The following is a 22535-nucleotide window of genomic DNA, read 5'->3' on the forward strand; positions in this document are numbered from 1 at the left end:
GCGCGGGCGGCGCCCCTGCCCCGGCCGCACTGTCGGACCGCGGCTAGAACCGTTCCAGCAGCCAGGTGCACAGCTCCTCGGTCGGCAGCGTGTGCGGGGTCGTCGTGGACGAGCAGTGGAATTCGTCCACGCCGCTCTGGGAGGGGTCCAGGCCGTCGACCCTCGCGTACAGGTCCCCCTGCCGCGCGAAGTCCGAGATGTCGACCGCGCTGACCGACGGGACGAAGCACACGTGCGGTTGCCGCAGGTCCGCCTCGCCGCCGGCCTCGATCATCGACTTCGCGAGGATCTCGTACGTCGCGAGCGTCCCGCCCGGTGCGCCGTCCAGCTCCGGGAAGTCGCTGGTGGTGATGGTGCGTTCGGTCTCCGGGAACTTCCGGTACAGGTAGGCGACCGTCACGTCGTCGCCCTGCGCCTGGGCGTAGAAGGTGGTGCCGGGGTAGCGGACGTCGAGCCGCAGTGTGACCTCGCCGGGCTCGACGTCGGGCAGCCCGATGCCGTCGCCGCGGCCGTTGGCGACGGCCAGCTTGCGCGGGATCCGCGGCCACTGGCCGACCCGGTCCAACTCGTTGAGCAGTGCCGTGCGTTCGGGGGCCACCCCGATCTTCTGGGTGGTCTTGTCGTAGTGCTGCCACAGCATCTGCCGCGCGGCCGGGCTGTTCATCTGCTGCGCGAAGGGGTGGGGCTTGAGGTCCAGGCCGTGCGGGAGCAGGTGCGCGAACGCCTGGACGCCCGCGGGGATGGTGGCGCCGCGGTGCGGGGTGTCGAACGAGAAGTACACGCCCGTCTGGTGCTCGTCCTCGTGGAAGTCGGTCTCCATCCTGGCGAGGGTGTAGCGGGTGATCAGCCCGCCCATGCTGAAGCCGCCGACGATCAGCCGCTCGGAGCCCTCGCGGAGCTGGATGGCCTTGCGGATGGTGGCCTCGGCCGCCTTCGAGTTCTCCAGGATGGACGCGGTGCGGTTGTCGAAGCCGAGCAGGATCACGTCCCGGCCGCTGCGACGGAGTGCGGTGAGGAAGGGATGGTCCTCGCCGTCCAGGAACTGGTAGAGCTTGGCGAGGTCGCTCTTGCCGTGGTTGAAGCCGTCCGCGATGATCACCGGCCGGGTGAGGCGGCGGTCGTCGCCGGCGTGGAAGACCCAGGCGAAGCCCTTGTCGATGTCGGCGTCCCACACTTCGTGATCGGGGACGTCGATCGGCTGGCTGGGTGCGTCGAGCGGGTCGCCGATCCTGATCGGGCCGATCTGGGGCTCGGTCTTCTCGGACATGGTCGTACTCCTCGTGGGAGGGGAGAGGGGGACGACAACATCATGTGGCATATTTCGGGCAAATCGCCTGTCGGAAAATTTCTGAAAGCCGTGCAACCGTTCCCGCCCCCTGTGTGTCGTACAGGGCGTCGGGACCTCTGGAGGGGGATCTGGGGGGATCGCGGGGGGTTTCGACAGTTGGAGGGGGCAAGCCGAGGGGCCCGGTCGACGGACCGGGCCCCTCGAAGTTTTCCCGCGACGTTTCAGCAGGTCAGCGTCGCTAGAAGAACACCCCGCAGCGCAGCAGCACATTCGCGTACGGCCGTGCCTCACCCGTGCGGACCACCAGCCGCGCGCCCGCCGACAGCACCTTCAGTTCTTCGTGGGAGACGTACGCCAGCCGGGTGAAGTGCCCCGCCAGCAGCCTCGCCGCCGCCGGGTTCGCCTCCCGTACCTCCGAGGCCGCCGTCGCGCCCTCCACGACCAGTTCCTCCAGCAGCCCCTCCACCACCTCCGCGAAGGACGGCACCCCCGCCCGGAACGCGAGGTCGACCACCCGCGGCCCGTCGGGTATCGGCATACCGGCGTCGCACACCAGCACCCCGTCCCCGTGCCCCAACTCGGCCAGTGCCCCGGACAGATGACGGTTGAGGATTCCGGTCTTCTTCACAGCGCGTCGACCTCCTCGGCCGTGGGGAAGGACACCTGGGCGCCCTCCTTGGTGACAGCGGCCGCCCCGACCCGGGCGGCGTACGCGGCGGCGACGGCGGGCGGCTCGCCGAGACCCAGCCGCCAGGCCAGCGCCGCGGTGAACGCGTCGCCCGCCCCGGTCGTGTCCACGGCCGCGACCCGCACGGCCGGAATCCGGGCGGTCCCGTCCGCGTCCGCCACCAGCGCGCCCCGCGCCCCCAGGGTGACGACCACCGAGCGCGGTCCGAGAGCGAGCAGTTCCCGCGCCCAGTCCTCCGGTTCGGGGCCCGCGAGGTCCCCGAGCACCACGCGCGCCTCGTGCTCGTTCACGATCAGCGGGTCGCAGGCGGCCAGCACCTCGGCGGGCAGCGGCCGGGGCGGTGACGGGTTCAGGACGAACCGGCTGCCGGGAGCCAGACTCCGTACGGTCTCCACGACCGTCTCCAACGGGATCTCCAGCTGCGCCGAGACCACCCGGGCGGCCCGGAACAGGCTCCCGGCCGCCCGGACGTCGGCGGGGCTCAGCCGGCTGTTGGCACCCGGTGAGACCACGATGCTGTTGTCCCCGGACGGGTCCACCGTGATCAGCGCGACCCCGGTGGGCGCCCCGCCGGTGAGGATGCCGGCGGTGTCGACGCCGGCCGCTCGAAGGGAGTCGCCGAGCAGCCGGCCGTGCGCGTCGTCGCCGACCCGGGCCAGCAGCGCCGTACGGGCCCCCAGACGGGCGGCCGCGACAGCCTGGTTGGCGCCCTTGCCACCCGGGTGGGTGGCCAGGTCGGAGCCGAGGACCGTCTCGCCGGCCGCCGGGCGGCGGTCGACGCCGATCACCAGGTCGGCGTTGGCCGACCCTACGACCAGCAGGTCGTAGCCGTGCATCGTTGTGTTTCCTTACGTCGGTTTCGGCGTCCCGTGCGGGACGACGTCAACGGGTGCGCGGACGACGTCAGGAGGCGAACTCGGCGATGTTCGCCGAGGTGACGACCTTGACCGGCACCTTGACCGTCGTGTCGACCTTCTTGCCCTTGGCGGCCTTCACGGCGTTCTCGACGGCCAACTGGCCCAGCAGCTTGGGCTGCTGCGCCACCGAGGCGAACAGTGTGCCCGCCTTGACCGCGGTCAGTCCGTCCGGCGTGCCGTCGAAGCCGACGACCTTGACCGTCTTGCCCGCCTTGCTGCCCAGGGCCTTGATCGCGCCGAGCGCCATCTCGTCGTTCTGCGCGAAGACACCGGTGATGTCCGGGTGGGCCTGCAGCAGGTTGGTGGTGACGTCCAGGCCCTTGGTGCGGTCGAAGTCGGCCGGCTGCGAGGCGACGACCTTGATGTTCGGGTAGGCCTTCAGGCCCTCGGTGAAGCCCTGGCCGCGCTCGTTGGCGGCCGAGGTGCCGGCGGTGCCCTGGAGGACGAGGATGGTGCCCTTGCCGCCGAGCGCCTCGGCGATGGTCTGGGCGGCGAGCTTGCCGCCGGCGACGTTGTCCGAGGCGACGGTGGTGGCGACCGTGGCCTTGTTGACCGTGCGGTCGGCGGCGACGACGGGGATGTTCGCGTTGTTGGCGGCCTTGACGGACGGGCCGGCGGCGTCGGAGTCCACCGGGTTGATGATGATCGACTTCACGCTCTGGCTGGTGAAGTTGTCGATCTGGTTGGCCTGCTGGGAGGCGTCGTTCTGCGCGTCGGTGACGGTGAGGGAGACGCCCTCCTTCTTCGCCTCGGCCTGGGCGCCCTCCTTCAGCTGCACGAAGAAGGGGTTGTTGAGGGTGGAGAGCGACAGACCCACCTTCAGGTCGGAGGAGCCGGACGACCCGGAGTTGCACGCGGTGGCGGTGAGGGCGAGCGAGGCCATGACGGCCGTGGCGACGGAGATCTGCTTGATGCGCATGACGGTTCCTTGCGGGTGAGGGTGAGCGTAGGGGTGCGGGGGGACCGTGGGGACTGGGGACGGAGACGCGGCGGCGGCTACGAGCGCCGGCGCAGCGTGTCCAGCAGGACGGCGAGCGCGATCACGACGCCGATGACGACCTGCTGCCAGAAGGCGGAGACCGACAGCAGGTTGAGGCCGTTGCGGAGCACCGCGAGGATCAGCGCGCCGATGAGGGTGCCCGACGCCTTGCCGACGCCGCCGGAGAGGCTGGCGCCGCCGATCACGACCGCGGCGATGGCGTCGAGTTCGTATCCGTACGCCGCCTGCGGCTGGGCGGAGGCCAGCCGGGAGGCGAGGACGATGCCCGCGATGGCGGCGAAGGCGCCGGCCAGGGCGTAGATGACCAGCTTCTGGCGCTTGACGCGGATGCCGGAGAGCCGGGCGGCCTCCTCGTTGCCGCCGATCGCGTACATGGCGCGGCCGATGTACGTGCGGTTCAGGACCACGGCGGTGATCAGACCCATCACGATCATCACCAGGACCGGTACCGGCAGCCAGCCGCCGATGGTGGTGCCCAGATTCGACACGGAGTCGGGGAAGGCGATCGGGCTGCCCTGCGAGATGACCAGGGCGAGGCCGCGGCCCACCGACAGCATCGCCAGGGTCGCGATGAAGGGCGGCAGCTTGCCGAAGGAGATGAGCGCGCCGCTGATCAGTCCGCTGCCGACGCCGGTGGCGATGGCGAGCAGGACCGCGATCCACACCGGGACGCCCTGGTCGGTGGCGGCCCAGGCCAGCACGGTGGCGGAGAGCGCGGCGACCGAGCCGACCGACAGGTCGATGCCGGCCGAGACGATCACGAAGGTGACGCCGAACGCCAGGATCGCGGTGACGGCCGCCTGGACGCCGACGTTGAGGAGGTTCTGGGTGGCCAGGAAGTCGCCCGACAGGAACGACATCGCCACGGCCAGGACGACCAGCGCGGTGAGGGCGCCGTTGTTGAGGAGCATCCGGCGCAGTGCGAGGGCACCACCCGTGTGCGTACTGCTCTTGAGCGTGTCAGTGGCCACGGGAGACCTCCACATCCTTTGCTGCTGTGTCCGTTGCCGCGGTCGCGCTGACGGCCAGCGCCATGACGGCGTCCTGTGTTGCTTCCTGGGCGGAGAGTTCGCCCGCGATCCGGCCCTGGGACATCACCAGGACCCGGTCGCTCATGCCCAGCACCTCGGGGAGGTCGCTGGAGATCATCAGAACCGCGTGCCCGGAGGCGGTCAGTTCGTTGATCAGCTGGTAGATCTCGACCTTGGCGCCCACGTCGATGCCGCGGGTCGGCTCGTCGAGGATGAGCACCTTGGTGTCGGCGAGCAGCCACTTGCCGATGACGACCTTCTGCTGGTTGCCGCCGGACAGCGTCCGTACGTGCTGGTGCAGTCCGGCCATCCGGACCTTGAGCTGCCCGGAGATCCGGTCGGCGGCCCGCCGCTGCCCGGCCCGGTCGACGAAGCCCGCGCGGGTGGAGCGGCCCAGGGTGACCAGGCCGAGGTTCTCCTGCACGGTGGCGTCCAGCACCAGGCCCTGGCCCTTGCGGTCCTCGGGCACCAGGCCGATCCCGGCGTCCATGGCGGCGTTGACGTCCAGTCGGCGCAGCGGGCGGCCCTGCACCTCGACGGTGCCGGAGTCGTACGGATCGGCGCCGAAGACGGCCCGGACGACCTCGGTGCGGCCGGCGCCGACCAGACCCGCCAGGCCGACGACCTCGCCGGCCCGGACCTCGAAGTCGACGTCGTGGAAGCTGCCGGCCCGGGTGAGGCCGCTGACCTTGAGCAGCGGCGCCCCGGCCTCGGCGCGTTCGCGCGGGTACTGCTGCTCGATGCTCCGGCCGACCATGAGCCGTACGAGTTCGTCCTCGGGGGTGTTCGCCGGGACCTGGTCGACGCTGCGGCCGTCGCGCAGGACGGTGACGCGGTCGCCGAGGGCGGCGATCTCCTCCAGGTGGTGGGTGATGAAGACGATGCCGACGCCGTCGTCCCGCAGCCTGCGGACGATCCGGAAGAGCTTCTCGACCTCTTCGGTGGTCAGGACCGCGGTGGGCTCGTCCATGATCAGGACGCGGGCGTCGAGGCTCAGCGCCTTGGCGATCTCGACCATCTGGAGCCGGGCGATGCCCAGCTCGCGCACCTGGGCGCGCGGGTCGACGTCGACACCGACGCGGGCGAGGAGGTCGGCCGCGTCCGCGTTCATCCGCTTCCGGTCGAGGAGGCCGAAGCGGCGCGGCTGGCGGCCCAGGAAGATGTTCTCGGCGACGCTGAGGTCGGGAACGAGGTTGAACTCCTGGTAGATGGTGGCGATGCCGAGCCGTTCGGCGTCCTGCGCGCCCTGGACACAGGTCTCGGCGCCGTCCACCAGGATGCGGCCCTCGTCGGGCCGGTAGGCGCCCGAGAGCATCTTGATGAGGGTGCTCTTGCCGGCTCCGTTCTCGCCGAGCAGCACGTGCACCTCGCCGCGGCGCAGATCGAAGTCCACGCTGTCGAGCGCGACGACGCCGGGGAAGGTCTTGCGTATTCCTTCGATACGCAGCAGTTCGTCCGGGTGGCTCACGTGGTGCTCCTCAGGTCCTTCGGGGAAGAGGCGGCCTCGCCGCACGAGCGGCGCACGACGAGACGGGCGGGGAGGGTGACGGACCGCGAGGTCCGCCCCTCGATGCGGTCGACCAGGGCGCGTACGGCGGCCCGGCCCAGTTCCCCCGTCGGCTGGGCGATCGCCGTGATCGGCGGATCGGTGTGCACGAACCACCGGATGTCGTCGAACGCGGCCAGCGCGATGTCGTCGGGAACGCGCAGCCCGCGCGCGCGGATGGCGTCCAGTGCGCCCAGGGCCATCAGGTTGTCGGTGGCGAACACGGCCTCGGGCGGCTCGGGCAGGTCGAGGAAGCCCTCGGTGACCCGCCGTCCGCTCTCGGCCTGGAAGTCGCCCTGGCCGATGTAGGCGTCCGGGAGGGGAAGTCCGTACTCGGCCATGGCCTCCCGGAAGGCCTCGATGCGCTCGCTTCCGGTGGTGGTGGCGGCCGGGCCCGCGATGATCGCGAGCCTGCGGTGCCCCAGCCCGTGCAGATGCGCCACGAGGTCCCGCACGGCGGCCCGTCCGTCCGCCCGCACCACCGGCACGTCGACGCCCGGGATCCACCGGTCGACGAAGACCATCGGCGTCCCCCCGCGCGCGGTGCCCAGCATCAGCGGCGAGCCGCCGTCGGTGGGGGAGACGAGCAGACCGTCGATCCGGCGGTCCAGCAGGGTCCGTACGTGGTGGTCCTGGAGATCGGGCCGTTCGTCGGCGTTGCCGATGATCACGCTGTAGCCGAGCGCGCGGGCCTCCTCCTCCACGGAGCGGGCCAGTTCGGTGAAGTACGGGTTCATCACGTCGCTGATGACCAGGCCGAGGGTGTGGGTCTGGTCGGTGCGCAGCGACCGGGCCACGGCGTTCGGGCGATAGCCCAGAGCCTCGACCGCGGTCAGCACCCGCGTGCGTGCGTCCTCGCTGACCGACGGATGGTCGTTCAGGACACGCGACACCGTGGCGACGGAGACCCCCGCCTCGGCAGCGACGTCCTTGATGCTCGCCATCGCCGCGCCACCTCCTTGTGGACTCGGTACATGATCGGCATGGAATCGATTACATCCACGCGCATGAAGGATTGGAATCGATTACAAGGGGGTTAATCAAGACTCCGGAGTGGCCGAAACCGGATCGTGATGAATCCAGGGGTGCGGCGATCGGACGCCCGACCGGACTGTCGGTGCCGGGCGGTACCGTCGGATCATGACCGATCAGGCGGGGGCCTCCCCGGCGGGAGAGCGGCGACTGGCCACCCTCGAAGGCGTGCTGGAGCGCATCACGTACGCCAACGAGGAGAACGGCTACACGGTCGCCCGGGTGGACACCGGCAGAGGCGCCGGCGACCTTCTCACAGTCGTCGGCGCGCTGCTCGGCGCCCAGGTCGGCGAGTCGCTGCGGATGGAGGGCCGCTGGGGCTCGCACCCGCAGTACGGCAAGCAGTTCACCGTGGAGAACTACACGACCGTCCTGCCGGCCACCGTCCAGGGCATCCGGCGCTATCTGGGATCCGGCCTGGTCAAGGGCATCGGCCCGGTCTTCGCCGACCGCATCACCCAGCACTTCGGCGTCGACACCCTGACGATCATCGAGGAGGAGCCGAAGCGCCTGATCGAGGTGCCCGGCCTCGGTCCCAAGCGCACGAAGAAGATCGCCGACGCCTGGGAGGAGCAGAAGGCGATCAAGGAGGTCATGCTGTTCCTCCAGACCGTCGAGGTGTCCACCTCCATCGCGGTCCGGATCTACAAGAAGTACGGCGACGCGTCGATCTCCGTCGTCAAGAACCAGCCCTACCGGCTGGCGGCGGACGTGTGGGGCATCGGTTTCCTCACCGCCGACCGGATCGCCCAGTCCGTCGGCATCCCGCACGACAGCCCGGAGCGCGTCAAGGCGGGCCTGCAGTACGCGCTGTCCCAGTCCACCGACCAGGGCCACTGCTATCTGCCCGAGGAGCGGCTGATCGCCGACGCGGTGAAGCTGCTCCAGGTCGACACCGGCCTGGTCATCGAGTGCCTGGCCGAACTGGCCGAGCCGGACGAGGACTCCGGCGAGCCGGGAGTCGTACGGGAGAAGGTCCCCGGTACGGACGGCGAGGAGGTCACCGCGGTCTACCTCGTCCCCTTCCACCGTGCCGAACTCTCCCTGTCCGCCCAGGTGCTGCGCCTGCTGCGCACCGAGGAGGACCGGCTGCCGGCCTTCCGCGAGGTGGCCTGGGACAAGGCGCTGGCCTGGCTGAAGGGCCGTACCGGCACCGAGCTCGCGCCCGAGCAGGAGGCGGCCGTGCGGCTCGCGCTGACCGAGAAGGTCGCGGTGCTCACCGGCGGTCCGGGCTGCGGCAAGTCCTTCACCGTGCGCTCGATCGTGGAGCTGGCCCGCGCCAAGCGGGCCAAGGTCGTGCTGGCCGCGCCCACCGGCCGCGCCGCCAAGCGGCTGGCCGAGCTGACCGGCGCCGAGGCCTCGACCGTCCACCGGCTGCTGGAGCTCAGGCCGGGCGGCGACGCGGCGTACGACCGGGACCGGCCGCTGGACGCCGACCTGGTGGTGGTCGACGAGGCGTCGATGCTGGACCTGCTCCTGGCCAACAAGCTGGTGAAGGCCGTACCGCCCGGTGCGCGGCTGCTGTTCGTCGGGGACGTCGACCAGCTCCCCAGCGTCGGCGCGGGCGAGGTGCTGCGCGACCTCCTCGCCGACGGCAGCCCGGTGCCCGCCGTGCGGCTCACGCGGGTGTTCCGCCAGGCCCAGCAGTCGGGCGTGGTGACGAACGCGCACCGGATCAACGCCGGGCAGCATCCGGTCACCGACGGCATGAAGGACTTCTTCCTCTTCGTCGAGGACGACACCGAGGAGGCCGGCCGGCTCACCGTGGACGTGGCGGCCCGCCGGATCCCGGCGAAGTTCGGCCTGGACCCGCGCCGGGACGTGCAGGTGCTGGCGCCCATGCACCGCGGGCCCGCCGGCGCCGGCACGCTCAACGGACTGCTCCAGCAGGCCATCACCCCCGGCCGCCCCGATCTGGCGGAGAAGCGGTTCGGCGGGCGGGTGTTCCGTGTCGGCGACAAGGTCACCCAGATCCGCAACAATTACGAGAAGGGGGAGAACGGTGTCTTCAACGGCACCGTGGGCGTGGTCACCTCGCTCGATCCGGTGGACCAGCGCCTGACGGTACTGACGGACGAGGACGAGGAGGTTCCGTACGAGTTCGACGAACTGGACGAACTGGCCCACGCGTACGCGGTGACGATCCACCGTTCACAGGGAAGTGAATATCCCGCCGTCGTGATCCCCGTCACGACGGGAGCATGGATGATGCTCCAGCGGAACCTCTTGTATACGGCCGTCACGCGCGCGAAGCGCCTTGTCGTCCTCGTCGGCTCGCGCAAGGCGATCGGCCAGGCGGTGCGCACGGTCTCGGCGGGCCGGCGCTGCACGGCCCTCGATTTCCGGCTCTCGGGCCGTTGAGCACCCGATTCTCGAACACATCACAAAAAATGATCGATCAAACGAGTCGTAAAGGTCACAGAGCACTTCCCCAACCGTGACGAAGGCGGCAGGATGAGCAAGTTGGCGGCACTGAGTGCCGTCGATAAGCCCAATGGTCGACCCCGAGTGCACTCTCCTGCGCCAAATGGGGGAGGGTAGAGACAGTCAGGGCAACCTCGAAGAAGAGGCACAACGTCGGTGAGGGATGACGTGAGCGACAACTCTGTAGTACTGCGGTACGGCGACGGCGAGTACACCTACCCGGTGATCGACAGCACCGTCGGCGACAAGGGCTTCGACATCGGGAAGCTTCGCGCCCAGACCGGTCTGGTGACCCTGGACAGCGGCTACGGCAACACCGCCGCCTATAAATCCGCCATCACGTACCTCGACGGCGAGCAGGGGATCCTCCGGTACCGCGGCTACCCGATCGAGCAGCTCGCGGAGCGGTCGACCTTCCTCGAGGTCGCCTATCTGCTGATCAACGGTGAGCTGCCGACGGTCGACGAGCTGAGCGTCTTCAAGAACGACATCACGCAGCACACCCTGCTGCACGAGGACGTCAAGAACTTCTACAAGGGCTTCCCGCGTGACGCCCACCCGATGGCGATGCTGTCCTCGGTGGTCTCCGCGCTGTCCACCTTCTACCAGGACAGCCACAACCCGTTCGACGAGAAGCAGCGCAACCTCTCCACGATCCGTCTGCTCGCCAAGCTTCCGACGATCGCGGCGTACGCCTACAAGAAGTCGATCGGTCACCCGTTCGTCTACCCGCGCAACGACCTCGGTTACGTCGAGAACTTCCTGCGCATGACCTTCTCGGTCCCCGCCCAGGAGTACGACCTCGACCCGGTCGTCGTCTCCGCGCTCGACAAGCTGCTCATCCTGCACGCGGACCACGAGCAGAACTGTTCGACCTCCACGGTCCGCCTCGTCGGCTCCTCGCAGGCGAACATGTTCGCCTCGATCTCGGCCGGCATCAACGCGCTCTGGGGCCCGCTGCACGGCGGCGCCAACCAGTCCGTGCTGGAGATGCTCGAGGGCATCCAGGCGGGCGGCGGCGATGTCGACTCCTTCATCTCCAAGGTGAAGAACAAGGAGGACGGCGTCCGCCTGATGGGCTTCGGCCACCGGGTGTACAAGTCCTTCGACCCCCGCGCCAAGATCATCAAGGCGGCGGCACACGATGTCCTCTCGGCCCTCGGCAAGTCCGACGAGCTGCTGGACATCGCCCTCAAGCTCGAGGAGCACGCGCTCTCCGACGAGTACTTCGTCCAGCGCAACCTGTACCCGAACGTCGACTTCTACACGGGTCTGATCTACCGCGCGATGGGCTTCCCGACCGAGATGTTCACGGTCCTCTTCGCCCTCGGCCGTCTCCCGGGCTGGATCGCCCAGTGGCACGAGATGATCAAGGAGCCGGGTTCCCGCATCGGCCGTCCCCGGCAGATCTACACGGGCGTGGTCGAGCGCGACTTCGTTCCGGTCGAGGAGCGCTGACGCCTCCGGCGGGGAAGCCGCAGGGGTTCCCCGCCGCCGGTTCGTATGTCAGGTGCGGCTGAGTGGGGCGCGACCGGCCACCGTGTACCCGCACCCGAAAGTCGGCCCAAGCCGTCTGCACGGGCATAGGCACAGACATAGCGGAAGGCGCCCCGGCGTCAGTCCCCCCACGGGCCGACGACCAGGGCGCCTTCCCATGTCCCGGTGCGGATTCCCCCCACGGGATCCGGCCGGGCGTTTGTGAGGACAGCGCCTGAATTCGCTGTGTCGATATGCGGTTGTCGTACGGTTGTCGTGCCTGCGGTTGAGCACAACGGGTGGAACCCGCCGTACTACCGCGTGTGCGATCTGCCGGGACGCGCACGCTGGGAGGGCCGCTCAAAGCTTCCCGGTGTACGTGCCCCGGCAACGCATCTCCGAGGAAGTCCCCCAAGACATCCCCAGACGCCGGTCCGCGCCCCCCAAGACGCTTTCCGACACCGTCAACTTAGACCTTCGAACCCCTTCGGTGGTTACGTTCACATCACTGTGATCTGTGTCTCTTGCATATGTCCGTTAGATGCGCAAGAGCCCGGATACAGCGAGCGAGGCCCAAGCGTAAGGATGATGCGCGAGCCTTGTGAAGAGCTTATGTGAGGCTCGCGCAGGACTCCAGGGGGTCTCAGTCAAAGGTGCGCAACCTGAGACTGTTCGTCACCACGAACACCGACGAGAAGGCCATCGTGGCCCCCGCGATCATCGGGTTGAGCAGTCCGGCGGCGGCCAGCGGCAGCGCGGCCACGTTGTATCCGAAGGCCCACACCAGATTGCCCTTGATCGTGGACAGGGTCCGCCGGGACAGCCGGATCGCGTCCGCCGCCACCCGCAGATCCCCGCGCACCAGCGTCAGATCGCTCGCCTCGATCGCCGCGTCCGTCCCGGTGCCCATGGCCAGCCCCAGATCGGCGGTGGTGAGCGCGGCCGCGTCGTTCACGCCGTCGCCGACCATCGCGACGACCCGCCCCTCGCCCTGCAGCCGCCGTACGACGTCGACCTTGTCCTCGGGCAGCACCTCGGCGATCACCTCGTCGATCCCGACCGCCGCCGCGACCGCCTCGGCGACGGCCCGGTTGTCCCCGGTCAGCAGCACCGGTGTGAGCCCCAGCGCGCGCAGCTCCCGTACCGCCTCGGCGCTGGTCTCCTTGACCGCGTCGGCGACCGCGAGCACCCCGCGCGCGCTTCCGTCCCAGCCGACGACGACGGCCGTACGACCGTCCCGCTCGGCCTCGTCCTTGGCGCGGGCCAGCTCCGGCGGAAGATCCTCGAAGAGCCGCCCCACGGCCACCTCGCGCCCCGCCACGCGCCCTCGTACGCCCCGCCCGGGCACGTTCTCGAAGTGCTCGGCCGCGGGCAGCTCCCCGGCGCGTTCCTCCGCGCCCACGGCCACCGCGCGGGCGACCGGGTGCTCGGAGGCGTGTTCCAGGGCGCCCGCGAGCCGCAGCAGCTCGGTCTCGTCCGTGCCGTCCGCGACGTACACGTCCTGGAGGGTCATCCGGCCGGTGGTGACGGTGCCCGTCTTGTCGAGGACGACGGTGTCGACGCGGCGGGTGGACTCCAGGACCTCGGGCCCCTTGATGAGGATGCCGAGCTGGGCGCCGCGCCCGGTGCCGACCAGGAGGGCCGTGGGCGTGGCGAGGCCGAGCGCGCACGGGCAGGCGATGATCAGCACGGCGACGGCCGCGGTGAACGCGGCGACGGTGTCCCCGGTCGCGCCGAGCCAGCCGCCGAAGGTGGCGGTCGCGATCACCAGGACCACGGGCACGAACACACCCGCGATCCGGTCGGCGAGCCGCTGCACCTCGGCCTTGCCGTTCTGAGCGTCCTCCACGAGCCGCGCGATGCGGGCGAGCCGGGTGTCGGCGCCGATCCGGGCGGCCTCGACGACGAGCCGCCCGCCGGCGTTCACGGTCGCGCCGGTGACGGGGTCGCCCGGCCCGACGTCCACCGGCACGGACTCACCGGTCAGCATCGAGGCGTCGACCGCGGAGACGCCCTCGACGACCGTGCCGTCGGTGGCGATCTTCTCCCCGGGCCGTACGACGAACCGGTCGCCCACGACCAGCTTGTCGGCCGGGATCCGGGTCTCCCGCCCGTCGCGCAGCACGGAGACGTCCTTGGCGCCCAGCTCCATCAGGGCCCTGAGCGCCGCCCCCGCGCTCCGCTTGGAGCGGGCCTCGAGATAGCGGCCGAGCAGGATGAAGGCGGTGACCCCGGCGGCGACCTCCAGATAGATCACGGAGGCGCCGTCCGTGCGGGAGACGGTGAGTTCGAACGGGTGCCGCATGCCGGGCATGCCCGCGTCACCCAGGAACAGCGCCCAGACCGACCAGCCGAAGGCGGCCAGCGTGCCCACGGACACGAGGGTGTCCATGGTGGCGGTGCCGTGCCGCAGGTTCGTCCAGGCGGCCCGGTGGAACGGGGCGCCGCCCCAGACGACGACGGGTGCGGCGAGCGTCAGCGAGAGCCACTGCCAGAAGTCGAACTGGAGGGACGGGACCATCGCGAGCAGCACGACGGGCGCCGAGAGGAGGGCGGTGACGAGGAGCCGCTGGCGCAGGGCCGAGAGCTCGGGGTCGCTCTCGGCCGTGTTCCCGGCCCGCTCGTCGGCGGGCTCCTCGCGGACGGGTTCCTCGGCCGTGTAGCCCGTCCTCACCACGGTCGCGATGAGGTCGGCGACCTCGGTGCCGGGCGGGTAGCTGATCTTCGCCTTCTCGGTGGCGTAGTTGACCGTCGCGGTCACACCGTCCATCCGGTTCAGCTTCTTCTCCACGCGGGACGCACAGGAGGCGCAGGTCATTCCGCCGATCAGCAGTTCGACTTCGGTGGTCGGGGCGGCTATCGGCGCGTCGGTGGCGGTGCTCGTCGTCATGGCCGTGGCGGGGGCGGTCGGGTCAGGCCCGGCCGGCCAGCTCGAAACCGGCCTCGTCGACGGCGGCGCGCACGGCCTCGTCGTCGAGCGGGGCGGCGGAGACGACGGTGACCTCGCCGGTGGTGGCGACCGCCTTGACGGAGGTGACCCCGGGCAGTCCGGAGATCTCGCCGGAGACGGCGCCCTCGCAGTGGCCGCAGCTCATGCCGCTCACCTGGTAGACGGTGGTGACGGAGCCCGCGGTGTCGGTCTGAGCGGTCATGTCGTTCTCCTAGGGGGGAGGCGGATGGGGCCGGCGGGGACCGGAGAGGTCTCCCAGTAACCCCACACTATACCCCTAGGGGGTATTTCTCCAAGAAGGATCCTGGCGTGCCAGCGAGCGCACCCAGGCCACCCCGAGCAGGGCCACGAGCACCGTCGCGCCGACCGAGAACAGTGTCAGCAGATGCTGCTGCTCCGTGGTCGGCCGCGGGATGTACCCCTCCGCGAAGAGCCGCCTGTCCAGGCCGCCGGCGGTCAGCCGGGCCACCAGCCAGATCGCGATCCCATGGGTGGAGTCCCACAGAGCGTGCAGCAACGCGACGCCGACATACGTGCCGACGACGGGCGCGGCGAACTGGAAACGCCCGTTCGGACGGCGGTACTCCAACAGGACCCCGCCCGCGACCGCCGTCCACAGCCCGTGCCCGAAGGGGGCGAGCACCCCGCGCAGGATCTCGGTCTCCAGCAGGGCGCCGAGGTCGATGCCGACCGTCGAGACGGCCGCGTCGAAGGCGTACCCGGCGCTCTCCAGGGCCGCGAAGCCGAACCCGACGGTCGCGCCCAGCACCACCCCGGCGCGCAGGCCCCGCAGCCGGGTCTGCCGGCGCAGCACGAACATCAGCGCGCCGAGCTTCGCCGCCTCCTCGATCAGCCCCGCCGCGACGAACATCCACAGCGAGGGGTGCAGCAGGTAGGACTCCATCACCGACGCGCCCAGCACGCCCAGCGTGCCGCCGGTCAGGAAGCAGCCCAGGATCAGGCCGACGCCCAGGTCGCGGCCGTGCCGCTCGTACGCCCACAGCACGAAGGAGACCGGGACGAGGAAGCTGCCGAGCAGGATCAGGGTCGGCAGCAGGGTGGTGTTCGCGGTGGCGTACGTGACGAGCGCGGTGAGCGCCCACAGCAGCAGCCCGCCGCCCAGGCAGCGCTTCCACAGTCCGGCCCGGATCCGCGGGGCCGACGGAGGGGGCTGCTGCGGTCCGGGGATGCGGGCCCGGGGCGCGCCGGGCGGCGGGGAGTGGGTCACGGCAAATCCCCTCGTCGTCAAGGGCCGCCCGGGCAGGGGTGTGCACCCGGAGCGGATTTACCGGCACTTTATGTAGGTACGTCCTGACGCGCAGTCCGGGGCGGTCGTCCGGAGGAGGGCCGTCCGGGCGGCGGGCCCCCGGCTACGGGGTCGCGGTGGCCGCGGGGGTGCGGGCCGGGCGCTCGCCGACCAGCGGTCGCAGATAGCGGATCAGGACGTTCTTCAGCTCCCGGACGTACGCCGCGCGCTCGGCGCCCTCGTGACCCAGGACCAGTTCCAGACCCGCCTTGTACAGGCCCAGGCACATGTGGGCGGTGCGGGTGAGGTCGGCGGGGGGCGCGTCGGGCAGGAACGAGGCGAGCAGTTCCTCGATGCGGGAGAGGAGGGTCGCGTGGAGCGCGTCGTGCTCCTCGGTCATGCGGCCCGGGACGTCGGGGCCGTGCATCAGGGCGAAGAACACCGGGTGGTCGCAGTTGAAGGCGATGAACCGGTCGACGGCCGCGTCCACGGCCTCCTCCACCGGGGTCGCCGGGCCGACCGGGGCGAGCGCCTCGCCGTAGGCCTCCCGCATCTGGTGCATGAGCCGGTCGCCCAGCTCGATGGCGATCGCTTCCTTGTTCGGGAAGAACTGGTACAGCGTGCCCGGTGAGACACCGGCCTCGCGGGCGATCGCGTTGGTGCTGGCGGCGGTGTAGCCGGTGGTGGTGAAGACGGTGGCCGCGGCCTCCAGCAGCTGCGCGATGCGCCGCTCCCCGCGTGCCTGACGGCGGCGCGGCTGTTGCTTCTCCTGGTTCTCGGGCACGCGGTTATCCCCAGCTCTTCGAACGCGGTTGACAAACGCGAGAGGTCGCTCGCATTCTGGGACCAGAAACGCGAGCACTATCTCGTGTTTGCCATTTTACGGTTTTCACGACTGCTTGCAGGGTGAAGGGGACACCGCACGATGACCGAAGTCAACAGCCCACCCCGCGCCGGAGGATGGACCCGCTTCGTGACCGCCAGGCCGGGACTGACCCTGCTCGCGGCCCTGGTGCTCACCGTGCTCGCCGTGCTGGCCGGCAGCGGTGTGGCGGACCGGCTGGGCAGCGGCGGCTGGGAGGATCCGGACGCGCAGTCCACGTACGCGACCAAGGCCCTGGAGCGCGAGTTCCCCGAGTCCCAGCCCAATCTGCTGCTGCTCGTCGACTCGGGCGGCGCCTCGGTGGACACCCCGGCCGTGCGGGCCGAAGCCGCCCGGCTCACCGCCCGGCTCGCCGCCGAGAAGGGGATCGTGGGCGTCGGCTCCTACTGGGAGGCCGATGCCTCGACGGCACCCGCCCTGCGCGCCAAGGACGGCCATGAGGCGCTGATCGCCGCCCGCATCACGGGCGACGAGAAGACCATGGGCGAGACCCTCGACCGCATCGCCCCCTCCTACCGGGGCGAACAGGGCCCGGTGAAGGTCAGGATCGGCGGCATCGTCGCCGTGCGGCACGAGATGCAGACCACCATCCAGGAGGACCTCACCCGCGCCGAGCTGATCGCCCTGCCGATCACCCTGGTGCTGCTGGTGATGGTCTTCGGCAGCGCGGTCGCCGCCCTGCTGCCGCTCGGCATCGGCATCGTCGCGATCCTGGGCACCAACGCGGTCCTCAGCGGTCTCACCGCGTTCACCGACGTCTCCGTCTTCGCGATGAACCTGACCACGGCCCTCGGCCTCGGCCTCGCCATCGACTACGCCCTGTTCATCGTCCGCCGCTTCCGCGAGGAACTCTCCACCGGCGCCGAGCCGCTCGGCGCGATCGCCACCACCCTGCGCACGGCCGGGCGCACGGTCCTGTTCTCCGCACTCACGGTCGCCGTGTCCCTCGCGGCGATGCTCGTCTTCCCCCAGTACTTCCTGCGCTCCTTCGCCTACGCCGGCATGGCGGTGGTCCTGCTGGCCGCCGCGGCCGCCCTGATCCTGCTCCCGGCGGCCCTCGTCCTGCTGGGTGACCGGGTCAACGCCCTCGACCTGCGACGGGCGTTCCGCGGAAGGCCGAAGGCCTCCGGGACGGAGCGCACCGGCGAGGGCGGCAGGGGCTGGGCCCGCACGGCGGACCTGGTCATGCGGCGGGCCCCGTTCTTCGCCCTGGCGACGACGGCCGTCCTGGTCCTGCTCGGACTGCCCTTCCTGGGCGTGAGGTTCGGCACGGCCGACGACCGCCAGCTCCCCTCCTCCGCCGAGTCCCACGTCGTGCAGCAGCACATCAGGGACGGCTTCCCGGGCAGCCCCGGCGGCGGCCTGGAGGTCCTCGCCGAAGGGAAGGCGACCGAGGCGCAGTACAGCGCGTACAAGGCACGCGTCGCCGCGCTCCCCGAGGTGGTCCAGGTCGACGGCCCCCTGGTGAAGGGCGACGCGGCGTACTTCACCGTGCAGCCCGAGGGCGAGGCCGTCGGCGACGCGGCACAGCACCTGGTCGGGGACCTGCGCGCCCTGAAGACCCCCTTCGACACCAAGGTGACCGGCACGGCGGCGGTGCTGGTCGACTCCAAGCACGCGATCGGCGCACAACTTCCCTGGGCGGGCGCCTTCGTCGCCGTCGTCACCCTGCTGCTGGTCTTCCTCCTCACCGGCAGCGTGCTGATCCCGCTCCAGGCCGTGCTGCTGAACGCGCTCAGCCTGACGGCGATGTTCGGCGCGGTGGTCTGGGTCTTCCAGGACGGCCACCTCTCCGGCCTCCTCGGCTTCACCAGCCCCGGCTCCATCGAGACCACCCTGCCCGTGCTGATGTTCTGCGTGGCCTTCGGCCTCTCCATGGACTACGGCGTGTTCCTGCTCTCCCGCATCAAGGAGGAGTACGACGCCACCGGCGACCACGAGCGCGCGGTCCGCCTCGGTCTGCGGCGCACGGGCGGGCTGATCACGGCGGCCGCGGTGATCCTCGCGGTGGTGATGGTCGCGATAGGCACGTCCCGGGTCACCAACACCAAGATGCTCGGCCTGGGCATCGCCCTCGCGGTCCTGATGGACGCGATGGTGATCCGCAGCCTCCTGGTCCCGGCGATCATGCGCCTCACGGGCCGGGCGACCTGGTGGGCCCCGGCGCCGCTGCGCGGATTCCACGCGCGGTTCGGCTTGAGCGAGGGCGACGAAAACCCACCCGGGGGCGCGGGGAACTGGGCGACCGGCCACGATGGACCCGCAGACACACACGGCGACGGGAGCCCAGATGCGAGCGGTGGTCTTCGAGAAGTACAGCGAGCCGGCTGAGGTACGCGAAGTCCCCGACCCCCGGCCGACCCCCCACGGAGTGGTCGTGCGGGTGGAAGCCACCGGCCTCTGCCGAAGCGACTGGCACGGCTGGATGGGCCACGACCCCGACATCGTCCTCCCGCACGTCCCCGGCCATGAACTCGCCGGAACCGTCGAGGAGACCGGCGCCGGCGTCACCCGCTGGCGCCCCGGTGACCGGGTCACCGTCCCCTTCGTGTGCGGCTGCGGAAGCTGCCCGTCCTGCGCGGCCGGTGATCACCAGGTGTGCGAGCGCCAGACCCAGCCCGGCTTCACGCACTGGGGCTCCTTCGCCCAGTACGTGGCCCTGGACCACGCCGATGTGAACCTGGTCGCGATCCCGGACGACCTGTCGTACGGCACGGCGGCCTCCCTCGGCTGCCGGTTCGCCACCGCGTTCCGGGCGGTCGTGCAGCAGGGCCGGGTCGCGGCGGGGGAGTGGGTCGCGGTGCACGGCTGCGGCGGGGTCGGCCTGTCCGCGGTGATGATCGCGGCGGCGAGCGGGGCCCGGGTGGTCGCGGTGGACGTGTCGCCCCGGGCGCTGGAGCTGGCGCGGACCTTCGGCGCGGCGGAGTGCGTGGACGCGACGGGCGTGGCGGACACGGCGGCGGCGGTCCGTGACCTCACCGGCGGCGGCGCCCATCTCTCCCTGGACGCCCTCGGTTCCCCGGCCACCTGCGCGGCCTCGGTGAACGGACTGCGGCGCCGGGGCCGCCACCTCCAGGTCGGCCTGCTGCCCTCGCCCGAGGGCACCACCCCCGTCCCGCTGGCCCGTGCCATCGCCCTCGAACTGGAGATCCTCGGCAGCCACGGCATGGCCGCGCACACCTACCCCGCGATGCTGGAGGCGGTCCGGGCCGGGGTCCTGCGCCCCGACCTCCTGGTGACCTCGACGATCACCCTGGACGCCGTACCCCGGGCGCTGGCGGAGATGGGGACGGCGCCGGGGTCCGGGGTCACCGTCATCGAGCCGTGGAGCCGTGGAGCCGAGGAGCTGACGAGTTGACGAGCTGAGGAGCCGAGGGCGGACGGCACCGTGCCCCGCGCGAGGGCGGGGCACGGAACGGCGCGGGGAAGGCGAGGTCAGTCGGATCTGCGTCCGCGGTTGCCCGGCCGGGCGGCGGCCCAGGCGTGGACGGTGGCGGCGTACCAGTAGGGCTTGCCGCCGTCGACGCGGTCGGGCGGGGGGAGGAGTCCGTGCTTGCGGTAGGACCGTACGGTGTCCGGCTGCACCTTGATGTGCGCCGCGATCTCCTTGTAGGACCAGAGCCTTCGGTCGGTCATGAGTTGCACCTCCCTGCGCGCGCGGGGGTGGCGGCCGGGAGGCCGCCCGGGGGAGCCCGGCGCTGCGCTGGCGATCACCAAGCCTGTGCCCGGTGAACGACGCAGAGTGACTGTACGAACGCGGCTGTCGACCGTGCGTGACAGAAGACCCGCGTATGCGTGACAAGGGTGACAGGGAGGGGGTATTTGTGACGAAGGTGACACAAAGGAAGGTGAGGGACTCGCGGGAGTGGCGCGTTGACAACCGTGCCGGAGCCCAGGACAGAGGTGGGCCGGGCCCGCTGCGACAGGCCCGGCCCCACTCCGTCCCCGCCATCCCCCCGGGACAACCGGATCAACTGGCGAGACCCCAGCCTGTATTCAGCCAACCCGCCGGGTCTTGGAGAAATGCGCACCCGGTACGGACCAATCGCCCGGCCGGGCCGGCAGCACCAGGCTGGTGGCCTCCCCGCTCATCCGGTCCGCCGCCGGGGAGGCCGGTGCCGGCGACTGTCTGGCCTGGGTGAACTCCCTCGGTGTGCAGCCCGTCATCGCCTTGAACTCACCGCTGAGATGGGCCTGGTCGTAGAAGCCGCACTGGGCGGCGGTCTCCGCCGCGCTCCGCCCGGCCGCCAGCAGCCGGCGGGCGCGTTGCAGCCGCAGCACCCGTGCCGCGGCCTTGGGGCCGAGTCCGATCTGCTCCCCGAAGCGGCTCTCCAGGTGCCGTACGCTCCAGCCGACCTCCTCGGCCAGCCGGGGCACCGGGATCGCGCCCCCCGTGCGCACCAGCAGCGACCAGGCCCGCACCACCCGATCGGAACTGGGCACCCCCGCCTCCCACCACCGGGTGAACACCTCGTCCAGCAGCCCGAACCGCTCCGCCCAGCAGGGCAGCGCGGCCAGCGCGGCGGCGAGTTCCCGCAGGGGTGTGGCCAGGGAGTGCGGCAGCTCGTCGGGGTCGACGGTCCGGTTGACCAGCTCGTGCTGCGGTGTCCCGAACAGCGTGAACGCGGCCCAGGGCGTCAGCAGCACCTCGACACCCGAGATCCGCCCGCCGTGCTCCCCGATGGCCGCGGTGGTGGTGGGCCCGCAGTACACGGACACGAGCGTGTCCGGCGCCCGCCCGGCCCGGGATATCCGCACGGGCTGTTCGAACCCCAGCAGCAGGGTGGACGCCCCGATGGGCGTCTCCAGCCTCCGCCGGGGCCGGTTCATGGCGACCCGTATCCCGCGATAGCTCATCACCCCGGGCCGCAACCGGGGATGAGGAGCCCCGGTGGCGAACTCCCAGAACCCGCTGACCCCTTGTCCCGACCGAACCTGCACGGTGCCCACAGCCATGGGACGTCATGGTGCTACGGCAACGGCAACCCCGTTAAGGGGCGCGGGGAACTGCGCGCTCAGCCCCCACAACCCACACACGACATACGACCTACGCCCCGCAGGACCTCAGGAACGCCCGAGTCCGCTGCGCGATGGGCAACGGCCTGTCCGGCTCGCAGGGGTACATGTCCTGCTCCACGATCGCGAACAGGTCCACATCCAGCTTCCCCGCGGCCTCCAGCACAGGCCCCAGCGCAGGCACCCCCGCAGGGGGCTCGCACATCACGCCCTGGGCCACGGCCGGCCCGAACGGCGTCCCCTTGGCCTTCACGTCGGCGAGGATCTCCGGGTCCACCTGCTTGAGGTGGAGGTACCCGATCCGCGACCCGTACGTCTCGATCAGCTTCACGCTGTCGCCGCCGCAGTACGCGTAGTGCCCGGTGTCCAGGCACAGCGACACGAGGTCGGAGTCGGTGCCGTCCAGGAAGCGGACGACGTTCTCCTCGCTGTCGATGTGGGTGTCGGCGTGCGGGTGGACGACGATCTGGAGCCCGTACCGCTCCCGCACCTCCTTGCCGAGCCGCTCGGTCAGCGAGGTGAGGTTGCGCCACTGCTCGGGGGTGAGGGTGTCGGACTCCAGCACCTCGCCGGTCTTGTCGTCCCGCCAGAAGGACGGGATGACGACGAGATGCCCGGCCCCCATCGCCTGCGCGAGCACCGCGTTGTCCGCGACATGCGCCCAGGTCTTCTCCCACACGGCCTCGCCGTGGTGGAGCCCGGTGAAGACCGTGCCGGCGGACACCTTCAGACCGCGCTTGGCGGTCTCCTCGGTGAGGACGGCCGGGTCGGTCGGCAGATAGCCGTAGGGGCCCAGCTCGATCCACTCGTAGCCGGACTGCGAGACCTCGTCGAGGAAGCGCTGCCAGGGGACCTGCGCGGGGTCGTCCGGGAACCAGACGCCCCAGCTGTCGGGGGCCGATCCGATCCGGATGCGGGAAAGTGAGGATTGCCGGGACTGAGGTGACTGAGGTGACAACGACGTCATGGGCGCCAGCGTGCGGGCTCTCCTCAGGGGTGTCAAGACCTGGTCCGAATGTCTGGACAAACTATTGACAG

The 22535-nt window shown here is 70.9% G+C and carries 16 protein-coding genes and 2 pseudogenes; 4 read left to right on the forward strand and 14 right to left on the reverse strand.

The window, feature by feature from the left end; translation table 11 throughout:
- Nucleotides 1–43: 43 nt before the first annotated feature.
- From AQJ64_RS19995 to AQJ64_RS20020, 7 genes and pseudogenes are all read right to left on the reverse strand, one after another.
- The gene (locus AQJ64_RS19995) at nt 44–1267 is read right to left on the reverse strand and encodes an esterase/lipase family protein (protein WP_055638971.1); all 1224 of its coding nucleotides are present in this window, start codon (nt 1265–1267) and stop codon (nt 44–46) included.
- A 259-nt stretch (nt 1268–1526) separates the two neighbouring features.
- Nucleotides 1527–1916: a D-ribose pyranase gene (rbsD, locus tag AQJ64_RS20000; RefSeq protein ID WP_055638992.1), complete on the reverse strand. Its 390-nt coding sequence runs from the start codon at nt 1914–1916 to the stop codon at nt 1527–1529.
- Nucleotides 1913–2812, reverse strand: a complete 900-nt coding sequence (locus AQJ64_RS20005; RefSeq protein WP_055638991.1) for a ribokinase — start codon at nt 2810–2812, stop codon at nt 1913–1915. The genes rbsD and AQJ64_RS20005 overlap by 4 nt, the downstream gene beginning before the upstream one ends.
- 67 nt (nt 2813–2879) lie before the next feature.
- Nucleotides 2880–3743, reverse strand: a pseudogene (locus AQJ64_RS52385) (D-ribose ABC transporter substrate-binding protein); the annotation flags it as partial.
- A gap of 149 nt (nt 3744–3892) precedes the next feature.
- Nucleotides 3893–4864, reverse strand: a pseudogene (locus AQJ64_RS52390) (ABC transporter permease); the annotation flags it as partial.
- Nucleotides 4854–6392: a sugar ABC transporter ATP-binding protein gene (locus AQJ64_RS20015; protein WP_055637266.1), complete on the reverse strand. Its 1539-nt coding sequence runs from the start codon at nt 6390–6392 to the stop codon at nt 4854–4856. The gene AQJ64_RS20015 and the pseudogene AQJ64_RS52390, both read right to left, overlap by 11 nt.
- The gene (locus AQJ64_RS20020) at nt 6389–7414 is read right to left on the reverse strand and encodes a LacI family DNA-binding transcriptional regulator (protein WP_055637267.1); all 1026 of its coding nucleotides are present in this window, start codon (nt 7412–7414) and stop codon (nt 6389–6391) included. The genes AQJ64_RS20015 and AQJ64_RS20020 overlap by 4 nt, the downstream gene beginning before the upstream one ends.
- A 196-nt stretch (nt 7415–7610) precedes the next feature.
- Between AQJ64_RS20020 and recD2 the strand changes: the two genes are divergently transcribed.
- The gene (gene recD2, locus AQJ64_RS20025; protein WP_055637268.1) at nt 7611–9863 is read left to right on the forward strand and encodes an SF1B family DNA helicase RecD2; all 2253 of its coding nucleotides are present in this window, start codon (nt 7611–7613) and stop codon (nt 9861–9863) included.
- A gap of 231 nt (nt 9864–10094) precedes the next feature.
- The gene (locus AQJ64_RS20030) at nt 10095–11384 is read left to right on the forward strand and encodes a citrate synthase (RefSeq protein WP_055637269.1); all 1290 of its coding nucleotides are present in this window, start codon (nt 10095–10097) and stop codon (nt 11382–11384) included.
- A gap of 661 nt (nt 11385–12045) precedes the next feature.
- On the opposite strand, the gene AQJ64_RS20035 is transcribed toward AQJ64_RS20030, so the two are convergent.
- The 4 genes from AQJ64_RS20035 to AQJ64_RS20050 all read right to left on the reverse strand — a co-directional run bounded on the left by AQJ64_RS20035 (nt 12046) and on the right by AQJ64_RS20050 (nt 16382).
- Nucleotides 12046–14292, reverse strand: coding sequence for a heavy metal translocating P-type ATPase (locus tag AQJ64_RS20035; RefSeq protein ID WP_055637270.1), 2247 nt, complete (start codon nt 14290–14292; stop codon nt 12046–12048).
- Between the two features lie 22 nt (nt 14293–14314).
- Nucleotides 14315–14554 (reverse strand): heavy-metal-associated domain-containing protein, encoded by a 240-nt coding sequence (locus tag AQJ64_RS20040; RefSeq protein ID WP_055637271.1) that lies wholly within the window; start codon nt 14552–14554, stop codon nt 14315–14317.
- Nucleotides 14555–14629: 75 nt separating this feature from the next.
- Nucleotides 14630–15580: a PrsW family intramembrane metalloprotease gene (locus AQJ64_RS20045; RefSeq protein WP_055637272.1), complete on the reverse strand. Its 951-nt coding sequence runs from the start codon at nt 15578–15580 to the stop codon at nt 14630–14632.
- Nucleotides 15581–15722: 142 nt separating this feature from the next.
- Entirely contained in the window at nt 15723–16382 is a 660-nt protein-coding gene (locus tag AQJ64_RS20050; RefSeq protein WP_055637273.1) for a TetR/AcrR family transcriptional regulator, read from the reverse strand.
- A 141-nt stretch (nt 16383–16523) separates the two neighbouring features.
- Between AQJ64_RS20050 and AQJ64_RS20055 the strand changes: the two genes are divergently transcribed.
- Nucleotides 16524–18812, forward strand: a complete 2289-nt coding sequence (locus AQJ64_RS20055) for an MMPL family transporter (RefSeq protein WP_055637274.1) — start codon at nt 16524–16526, stop codon at nt 18810–18812.
- The gene (locus AQJ64_RS20060; protein ID WP_055637275.1) at nt 18772–19839 is read left to right on the forward strand and encodes a zinc-dependent alcohol dehydrogenase family protein; all 1068 of its coding nucleotides are present in this window, start codon (nt 18772–18774) and stop codon (nt 19837–19839) included. The genes AQJ64_RS20055 and AQJ64_RS20060 overlap by 41 nt, the downstream gene beginning before the upstream one ends.
- A gap of 77 nt (nt 19840–19916) precedes the next feature.
- On the opposite strand, the gene AQJ64_RS20065 is transcribed toward AQJ64_RS20060, so the two are convergent.
- The 3 genes from AQJ64_RS20065 to AQJ64_RS20075 form a co-directional block, all read right to left on the reverse strand.
- Complete coding sequence (locus AQJ64_RS20065) at nt 19917–20117, reverse strand: MerR family DNA-binding transcriptional regulator (protein WP_055637276.1); 201 nt, start codon at nt 20115–20117, stop codon at nt 19917–19919.
- 360 nt (nt 20118–20477) lie between these two features.
- Nucleotides 20478–21311 carry a helix-turn-helix domain-containing protein gene (locus AQJ64_RS20070; protein ID WP_055637277.1) on the reverse strand — a complete coding sequence of 278 codons (834 nt, stop codon included), beginning with the start codon at nt 21309–21311 and terminating at the stop codon, nt 20478–20480.
- Between the two features lie 217 nt (nt 21312–21528).
- Nucleotides 21529–22464, reverse strand: coding sequence for a sugar phosphate isomerase/epimerase family protein (locus AQJ64_RS20075; RefSeq protein ID WP_055637278.1), 936 nt, complete (start codon nt 22462–22464; stop codon nt 21529–21531).
- Between the last annotated feature and the right edge of the window lie 71 nt (nt 22465–22535).

This window comes from Streptomyces griseoruber, assembly GCF_001514205.1.
In the GTDB taxonomy this organism is placed as follows: Bacteria; Actinomycetota; Actinomycetes; order Streptomycetales; family Streptomycetaceae; genus Streptomyces; species Streptomyces griseoruber.

What these genes read in the sequence shown, in the direction of transcription:
- AQJ64_RS20055 (WP_055637274.1), top strand. Translation starts at nt 16,524, where the DNA reads ATGACCGAAGTCAACAGCCCACCCCGCGCCGGAGGATGGACCCGCTTC.
- AQJ64_RS20060 (WP_055637275.1), top strand. Translation starts at nt 18,772, where the DNA reads ATGCGAGCGGTGGTCTTCGAGAAGTACAGCGAGCCGGCTGAGGTACGC.
- AQJ64_RS20040 (WP_055637271.1), bottom strand. Translation starts at nt 14,554, where the DNA reads ATGACCGCTCAGACCGACACCGCGGGCTCCGTCACCACCGTCTACCAG.
- AQJ64_RS20035 (WP_055637270.1), bottom strand. Translation starts at nt 14,292, where the DNA reads ATGACGACGAGCACCGCCACCGACGCGCCGATAGCCGCCCCGACCACC.
- AQJ64_RS19995 (WP_055638971.1), bottom strand. Translation starts at nt 1,267, where the DNA reads ATGTCCGAGAAGACCGAGCCCCAGATCGGCCCGATCAGGATCGGCGAC.
- AQJ64_RS20020 (WP_055637267.1), bottom strand. Translation starts at nt 7,414, where the DNA reads ATGGCGAGCATCAAGGACGTCGCTGCCGAGGCGGGGGTCTCCGTCGCC.
- AQJ64_RS20075 (WP_055637278.1), bottom strand. Translation starts at nt 22,464, where the DNA reads ATGACGTCGTTGTCACCTCAGTCACCTCAGTCCCGGCAATCCTCACTT.
- recD2 (WP_055637268.1), top strand. Translation starts at nt 7,611, where the DNA reads ATGACCGATCAGGCGGGGGCCTCCCCGGCGGGAGAGCGGCGACTGGCC.
- AQJ64_RS20070 (WP_055637277.1), bottom strand. Translation starts at nt 21,311, where the DNA reads ATGAACCGGCCCCGGCGGAGGCTGGAGACGCCCATCGGGGCGTCCACC.
- AQJ64_RS20005 (WP_055638991.1), bottom strand. Translation starts at nt 2,812, where the DNA reads ATGCACGGCTACGACCTGCTGGTCGTAGGGTCGGCCAACGCCGACCTG.
- AQJ64_RS20065 (WP_055637276.1), bottom strand. Translation starts at nt 20,117, where the DNA reads ATGACCGACCGAAGGCTCTGGTCCTACAAGGAGATCGCGGCGCACATC.